Source organism: Nitrosomonas sp. Nm51 (assembly GCF_900111165.1).
Classification (GTDB): Bacteria; Pseudomonadota; Gammaproteobacteria; order Burkholderiales; family Nitrosomonadaceae; genus Nitrosomonas.
Window position 1 is genome coordinate 1 of record NZ_FOGH01000099.1, and the last position, 3,090, is coordinate 3,090.

A 3,090-nucleotide genomic window follows, 5' to 3' on the forward strand; every position below is an offset into this window, starting at 1 on the left:
TCTCCTATCCAATAGGTAAGAACTTATTCTGGCGCCCACGCTCAACCGGTCAAGATAATTGTCGCCTGACCGGACAGATTAATTGTCGTCTAATAATCTCATCAATTTCATCAGAATTTTTTACTCTTGGTACGACAAAGACATTTAATTCTTCAATTCTCTCTTGTAAATTTATATACTTGAGTTTTGCCTGTTCAAGATAATTTTTAATTGAACTTTTTGCATGATTTGCATTTCCATGCAGTGATAATTCTACTGGCCCACGCACCAAATCTCCTGCTTCTTTCGCTATCTCAGCGTAGTCATTAATTGTTCTCGCTACTCTGCCAAGCATGCTAGTAACATACTCAGCGTTAACTGGTAGCATCTCCAAGTATTTAATACAGCGGTCAAATTCCTTAAACTGCAAATTTAACTCAATGATTGGAACAGTGTGATCTAAAGCTATATTTGCCAGTTGTTTACTATGCAACTGCAACATATCCGCATATTGATTAGCCTCCTTAGCTGAGTAATCAAATATTTCATTAACTTTCTCAACGACTTTAAAATATTCTGCGATATCCTGTAGGAGCGATTTGTAGTCTTCAAATGCATCGTTTACAACCACTCTATGAATAATACGACTGTCCAATCCAATGGGAATAACTTTGACCGCCTGCTCTGGGGGTGTATCGGCGAGATCTAACAAGCGACATGCCTCAAAAAGTACAGGCGCTTTTTTTAGGCCATCCGATTCATGCAAACAATTATCAATTTCTTTTAACGCACTAATAGTAAAATAATTAATATCTATTACAATCTGCGCATTTTTTTCATTATATTTGGTTGGTAAAAAACCTGCCCATGCGTTTCGTGTATCTACTGGGATCGCACTCCATTCATTTCCGAGGTCATTCAATTGATTCTTTAATACAATAAACTGCTCATAGTTGATATCAGTTGCCACATAAAATTCAATATCATCTATCCCGTTTGGTAATTCCTGGCGTAACTTCTCTACCCGCCAAGGCAAGTCATATAAAGGGATCTCTTCTGGTCCAATCCGTTTGGATAAAATCTTTGAATAGGTAATCAATTCATTACGGGCTTGAATTAACTGTTTTTCTTTTTGCTTCAAGTTATCAGGAGAATCTGCCCTATAATCGATTCGTTGCGCCACAGAATCTAATAAATCTTTCTTGCTGGTCTTTAAACCATGCAGCTGTAAACAAAATAGCCCAAGCCCAACTTCTTCTAATCTCTTATATACCACTTCCAGAGCAGCCATTTTTTTCGCTATAAACAAAACTGATTTACCATTGTCCAACGCAGTTGCAATCAAGTTTGTAATAGTCTGTGATTTACCTGTTCCCGGCGGTCCTTCTATTACTAGCCCACCATCGCATGTGAGTGAGTCTATTAATGAAGAATATTGCGAGGAATCCGCGTCACGAATTAATTTGATAGGCGGTAGCGACGGGTCTATCACCTCCCCATCTTGCGGATATTCTTCTCTTATTTGGCCAGGCTCAGGCTCTCCCTCTTTTGGCCCTAATAAAATTCGTTTTAATACTTTTTTATCGACAAGCGGGGCATGCTCGGGCCATCGTTGAGGATCTAGATCATGCCACATGATTTGCTTATTAAATCGGAACAAACCCAATGTCATTTCATGGATAACCTTCCAGCCGTGCTGTTTCCGACGTTCTATCGCTTGATTGACTCGCGCCCAATAGGCCTCTGGCCTCTCTTCTTCCTCCAATAATGGGAAGTTGATGTCAAATTCATTTTTGAGTTTTTCTATGAGCGAATAGTTAGAATCCAGCGCCTCATCATCAAAGCTAAGTGAATATCTGGCTTGGCCTGCCGAACCTTCTCGTTCAAGACGAACTGGCACAAGCATTAACGGTGAACGCATTGGCCTTGGTTCTTCCTCTGTATCTGTCCATTCAAGAAAACCCATCGCCACAAAAAGACTATTTGCACCCGTTTCTTCAATCAAGGTGCGATGCTCCTGATATAACCTGCGTAAACGACGTTCAAGTTCTTTTTCTGAGAAGGGGGTTTGCAACTTGTTATCGCGATAGCGCAAATCTAGATTATGTTTACTTTCCTGCGATCGCGGCAAAGCTCTACCTCGTTCTAACTCGGCAAAAAGTTTAGGTTCTTTTGGGGTTGTTTGTTCGTCTTTTTCAAGGTACTCAAAGTAAAAACTCCCGCTGTTTATTACCAAATCTTCAAACACTATATCTGCCATCTCATCAATAATGGCAACATCACGTGCAGTTTCAATGTGATTGAGCAAACGATTTCTTCTGGTCTGATCAAGAAGCTTATGACGAGTCTTATCCAGAATCTTGAAGAGATAATTATGATCTTTTTCTATGTCTTCAGTAGTTGTACTCATACTTATTTTCTAGATTGGGAATTTAAAAATGTAATTAAATTTGTTTTTCTTACCTTCAGAACGGAACGACAATTGTTCGTTGAGGCGTCTCTATATAGACAGTTAGCGCATTGTCTCCAGCAGACTCCGCCTGCAACACGCGCACGATTTCGTTACCCCAGATACCGAGAATTTGCGCATCCTTTTTGATGCCTGCGAGTTTGAGCATTAAATTGCTTAAAATTGTAGTTTTTTATTAGTATTATTCAACTATGAACTGACTTCGGCAAAAATATCATAAAACTTATTTAGCACTATCGGATTAATGCTTTAACACAACAATTTTGCAATGTGGCTGTAAGGTTAGCAACCCTAATACATTCACCATAACAAACGCAAAGCATATTTTCACTGATTGGTTCCTGAAGCCACAAAAAAGAAAGCGCCACACACAAACGCCCCCATCCCACTACCTTAAAATCGGAATGGGTGAATATTAGCTGAACCACATATGTCGACAGCACCTTCCCTTCAATTAATAACACAAGCATCACAATCACCCGCAACTCACTCACCCATCCACCCACCCACAAACAGCGAGGTATCAATGACATAGACTATAATGGTTTTTCTGTGTAACCACTACATTGCCTATCAACTCATTTTCCAGGAGAGTGTATGTATCAGTATGGACTCAGATTCATTACTTTTTCACTGACGAA

General features: G+C 39.6%; 2 protein-coding genes. Both read right to left on the reverse strand.

Annotation, left to right across the window (positions count from 1 at the left end):
• Positions 1 to 49 precede the first annotated feature (49 nt).
• The gene (locus tag BMY60_RS14825; RefSeq protein WP_090334674.1) at positions 50 to 2,389 is read right to left on the reverse strand and encodes a DUF4011 domain-containing protein; all 2,340 of its coding nucleotides are present in this window, start codon (positions 2,387 to 2,389) and stop codon (positions 50 to 52) included.
• Between the two features lie 55 nt (positions 2,390 to 2,444).
• Positions 2,445 to 2,597 carry a hypothetical protein gene (locus BMY60_RS15915; protein ID WP_177166702.1) on the reverse strand — a complete coding sequence of 51 codons (153 nt, stop codon included), beginning with the start codon at positions 2,595 to 2,597 and terminating at the stop codon, positions 2,445 to 2,447.
• Positions 2,598 to 3,090 lie beyond the last annotated feature (493 nt).